Raw genomic sequence first — 4,718 nt, 5'->3', positions numbered from 1 at the left:
GCAACCCCGCCTGCGCCGCGGCCGAGCCCGGGAACACACGCGTGACCACCGCGCCACCGGCGGCGCTGGTGCCCAGCCCGCGCGCGATCGCATCGGTGAGGTCCTGCGTTTCCAGCCCGAACGTGCCGCGGCGGATCACCTTGTTGGTGAGCAGCTGCTCGGCGATGTTGTGCGCGAGGTTCGCGGGAATCGCGAAACCGAGGCCGATGTTGCCGGCGATCGCACCGCGCGGATTGAAGCTCGCGGTGTTGATGCCCACCAGCTCGCCGTTGAGGTTGACCAGCGCGCCACCGGAATTGCCGGGATTGATCGACGCATCGGTCTGGATGAAGTTCTGGTAGCCCAGGCCCGGCAGGCCGCTGCGCCCGACCGCCGACACGATGCCGCTGGTCACCGTCTGGCCGATGCCGAACGGGTTGCCGACCGCGACGACGAAGTCGCCCACGCGCAGCTGGTCGGAATTGGCGAACGGGATCGCCTGCAGGCGGTCGGCCTTGATCTTCATCACCGCGATGTCGGTATCGGGATCGCTGCCCAGGAACTGCGCGGGCAGCGTGCGGCCGTCGGCGAGCGTGATCGACACGTCGTCCGCGCCCTCGATCACGTGGTGGTTGGTGAGCACCAGTCCGCGCGCGGCGTCGACGATCACGCCGGAGCCGAGCGACTCGTTGATCCGCTCCTGCGTGAGGTCGGGAAACATCTGGCGGAAGAACGGATCGGAGAACGGGCTGACGCGCACGCGCTGCTTGGAGTGCACGCTCACGACGGCCGGCGTGACGCGCGCCAGCATCGGCGCGAGCGACGGCATGGGCGTGGAGCCGACCGCGGCGGGCAGCGCGGCGACCGCCGGAAGCGCCAGCGCGGGGGCGGCCTGCACCGGATGGTCGAAGGTCTCGCGCAGGGCGGTGGCGGCGAAACCACCGAACGCGGCGGCGAGGGACAGGGCGATCAGCGTGTTGCGGGGGGAAGCCATCGCGAACCTCGGGCAATGCGGAAGACGGTCGGACGAGATGTCGCGCCGCCGTGTCGCGGATTCAAGTCAGTGACGGACCCGCGGCGGCAGCGGCAGTTCCCGCGCCGTTCGTCGGAACTGTCGCATCGCAGCATCGAGGCCCCGCCAAAACACGGGTGAATCCGTCAGGTGAATTGCGTCAAGCCGTTGACGTGCGGCGCGCCGTGAGCGTAGCGTGAGCGACTGGCTTGGCCACTAAATCTTGTGGTTCACGAGCGCTCAACGGGGAATAGGTTGAGGTAGCAGGCGTCGGAGGCCCTCCTCCGGCCCACGGCTTCCAACACCCTGTCGAGCGGTTTCACGGCCGCTCCGGCGGCGCTTTTTTTCGTGGAACCAGCACCCCATAACGGCCGCCGCCAAGGCGTCGGTCGACCCAGAAAAACCGGCCGCTTCAGCGCGGCCTTGACCGGAGATGAGACAGGAATGAGCACGGTGCGCCTGGAGGTGGTCGGCATGGCCAAGACCCCGAAGTCCGACGGGGACATCCCGCTTCAACCGGCGTCGCTCGACATCTGGGACAAGAAGTACCGGCTCAAGTCGAAGACGGGCGCGGCGGTGGACACCGACATCGACGGCACCTACCAGCGCGTCGCGCGTGCGCTCGCCGACGCCGAGCCGACTGCCGAGAAGCAGAAGTACTGGAACGAGCGTTTCCTGTGGGCGCTGCGCCGTGGCGCGATCCCGGCCGGCCGCATCACGTCCAACGCCGGCGCACTGGACCACAAGCCGGCCACGTCGACGATCAACTGCACCGTGAGCGGCACCATCGAGGACTCGATGGACGGCATCCTCGAGAAGGTGCACGAGGCCGGCCTCACGCTGAAGGCCGGCTGCGGCATCGGCTATGAATTCAGCACGCTGCGCCCGCGCGGCGCGTTCGTCGCCGGCGCCGGCGCCTACACGTCGGGCCCGATGTCCTTCATGGATATCTACGACAAGATGTGCTTCACCGTGTCCTCGGCCGGCGGCCGCCGCGGCGCGCAGATGGGCACGTTCGACGTCAGCCATCCCGACGTGCGCGACTTCATCCGCGCCAAGCGCGAGGACGGCCGCCTGCGCCAGTTCAACCTGTCGCTGCTGATCACCGACGGCTTCATGGAGGCGGTCGAGAACGACGCCGACTGGCCACTGGTGTTCCCGGTGCACGTCAAGGAGCAGGGCGATCTCGACCTCGGCAACGCCGAGCAGGTGATCTGGCGCGAGTGGCCGACGCACCGCAACTACGTCGACCGCGAGGACGGCCTGGTCGCCTGCAAGATCTACGGCCACATCCGCGCGCGACACCTGTGGGACATGATCATGGTCTCGACGTACGACTACGCCGAGCCGGGCTTCATCCTGATCGACCGCGTCAACGAGATGAACAACAACTGGTGGTGCGAGGCGATCCGCGCCACCAACCCCTGCGGCGAGCAGCCGCTGCCGCCGTACGGCGCGTGCCTGCTCGGCTCGGTCAACCTGACCAAGTTCGTGCGCAACGCATTCACCGACCAGGCCACGTTCGACTGGGACGAGTACCGGGAAGTGGTGCGCGTGTTCACCCGCATGCTCGACAACGTGGTCGAAGTGAATGGCCTGCCGCTGGAGAAGCAGCGCGCCGAGATCATGCGCAAGCGCCGCCACGGCATGGGCTTCCTCGGCCTGGGCAGCACGGTGACGATGCTGCGCATGAAGTACGGCAGCAAGGAATCCTGCGAATTCACCGAGCAGATCGCCCGCGAGATGGCGGTGGCCGGCTGGGAAATGGGCCTGGAGCTCGCCCGCGAGAAGGGCCCGGCCCCGATCATGGAAGAGCGCTTCACCGTCACCGCCGAGATGCTGCGCAAGCGCCCGGAAATGGCGGCCGACGGCTGGAAGATCGGCCAGGAGATCGAGGGCAAGGTGCTGCACGCGAAGTACTCGCGCTACATGCAGCGCGTGGCCGAGGTGGCGCCGGAGCTGGTCGAGGAACTCGCCGAGGTCGGCAGCCGCTTCACCCACCACAGCTCGATCGCGCCGACCGGCACGATTTCGCTGTCGCTCGCCAACAACGCCTCCAACGGCATCGAGCCGAGCTTCGCGCACCACTACAGCCGCAACGTGATCCGCGAAGGCAAGAAGTCGAAGGAAAAGGTCGACGTCTGGTCGTTCGAACTGCTGGCCTACCGCGAGCTGGTCAACCCCAAGGCCATGCCGTTCGCCGAGGACGCGGCCGCCGCCCTGCCTGACTACTTCATCTCGGCCGACGACATCTCGCCGAAGGAGCACGTCGACGTGCAGGCCGCCGCCCAGAAATGGGTCGACAGCTCGATTTCCAAGACCGCGAACGTCCCGACCGACTATCCGTACGAGGACTTCAAGGACATCTACACCTACGCCCACAAGCAGGGGCTCAAGGGTTGCACCACCTTCCGCTTCAATCCCGCCGCATTCCAGGGCGTGCTGGTCAAGGAAAAGGACCTCGAGAACACCACCTACCGCTTCGAGCTGGAAGACGGCAGCGTGGTCGAGGTCAAGGGCAACGAGGAGATCGAGTACGACGGCGAGAAGCACACCGCCGCCAACCTGTTCGACGCCCTGAAAGAAGGCTATTACGGCAAGTTCTGATCCATCGCCGACGCGCCGGGCAATGCACCCGGCGCGCGGCCCGATGCGTCGCCGCGCGCGTTCGACGCATCGTTCCAGTCAAAATCCCCAATGAAGTCGTCGCAGTTTTCACACGATGTTGTGCGCACCGTCTGTATAGCAACGCGCGATAACTTCACGTTATCCCGATTCGCAGAACAGCGCCCCTAAGGAGGGCTTCCAAATGAGCAATGGAAATGGAGTGACCGCAACGCTGTCCAATGCCGCCGATGCGGTAACGGAAACGGCGAGCAACATCGGCAGCGCCATTGCCGATACCGCCAGCACCGTGGTGGAGAAGGTGGTCGACACGGCGAGCAGCGCCGGGGACGCCGTCGGCCGCGCGGTGAAGAGCGCCAAGAAGAGCCTCAAGCGCACCAGCACGGCCGCCCGAAAGGAAGCCCGTGCATCGAAGTCCGGTGGCGCCCGCAAGACCACCACGCAGGCGCGTGGCCGCAAGACCGCGACCAAGACCGCTGGCGCATCGAAGACGGCGGCGGGCCGCAAGAGCGCGTCGAAGACCGCCGGTGGCCGCAAGGCCGCGTCGAAGGGCGCAGCGGCCGGTGCGCGTTCGACCGCGTCGAAGTCGACGGGCACGACGGGTCGCAAGTCGACCAAACGCGTGGCCGCGGGCAAGAAGGCGGCGACGACGCGCAAGGTCAACGCGGTCAAGAAGGCCGTCAAGAAGACGGTGACGCGCGCCACCAAGGCCGTGCGCGAGACGGCAGCGACCGCGCGCCGTTCGGCGGCGGCCAAGAAGGGTGCGCAGACGCGCAGCTCGACGGGCGCGCGCAAGACGGCAGCCAAGAAGGGCGCCGCCCGCAAGACCGCTGCGAAGAAGGTCGGCGCTCGCAAGACCGCCGCGAAAAAGGGCGGTGCACGCAAGACGGCGGCCAAGAAGGGCGGCGCACGCAAGGCCGCCTCGAAGGCGACCGGCACGCGCGGCGCGACCAAGAAGGCCGGCGCCCGCAAGACTGCCGCGAAGAAGGGCGGCGCGCGCAAGGCGGCCAGCAAGACCTCGGGCGCCCGCAAGGCCGCCTCGAAGTCGACGGCTGGCGCACGCAAGTCGACGGCGGCCAAGACGGGCGGTCGCACCGCCGCC

Annotated in this window: 3 protein-coding genes; 2 read left to right on the top strand and 1 reads right to left on the bottom strand. The window is 67.6% G+C overall.

Annotated features, from left to right (window positions below):
- Nucleotides 1-973, bottom strand: a 973-nt coding sequence (locus tag FW784_RS12705; protein WP_149353704.1) for a trypsin-like peptidase domain-containing protein, incomplete at its 3' end; no start/stop codon positions are given.
- A 462-nt stretch (nt 974-1,435) separates the two neighbouring features.
- Between FW784_RS12705 and FW784_RS12700 the strand changes: the two genes are divergently transcribed.
- Together FW784_RS12700 and FW784_RS12695 are read left to right on the top strand one after the other, a co-directional pair.
- Nucleotides 1,436-3,598, top strand: a complete 2,163-nt coding sequence (locus FW784_RS12700; protein WP_149353703.1) for an adenosylcobalamin-dependent ribonucleoside-diphosphate reductase — start codon at nt 1,436-1,438, stop codon at nt 3,596-3,598.
- A gap of 202 nt (nt 3,599-3,800) precedes the next feature.
- Nucleotides 3,801-4,718 (top strand): histone H1-like repetitive region-containing protein (locus FW784_RS12695; protein ID WP_149353702.1); only part of this gene is annotated, 918 nt, incomplete at its 3' end.

Source organism: Cognatilysobacter lacus, assembly GCF_008274655.1.
Taxonomy (GTDB): domain Bacteria; phylum Pseudomonadota; class Gammaproteobacteria; order Xanthomonadales; family Xanthomonadaceae; genus Cognatilysobacter; species Cognatilysobacter lacus.
This window is presented reverse-complemented; position numbering and strand designations above follow the sequence as displayed.

Bases quoted from the DNA above. Each gene is read 5' to 3' on its own strand.
- FW784_RS12700 (WP_149353703.1), top strand. From the start codon at position 1,436: ATGAGCACGGTGCGCCTGGAGGTGGTCGGCATGGCCAAGACCCCGAAG.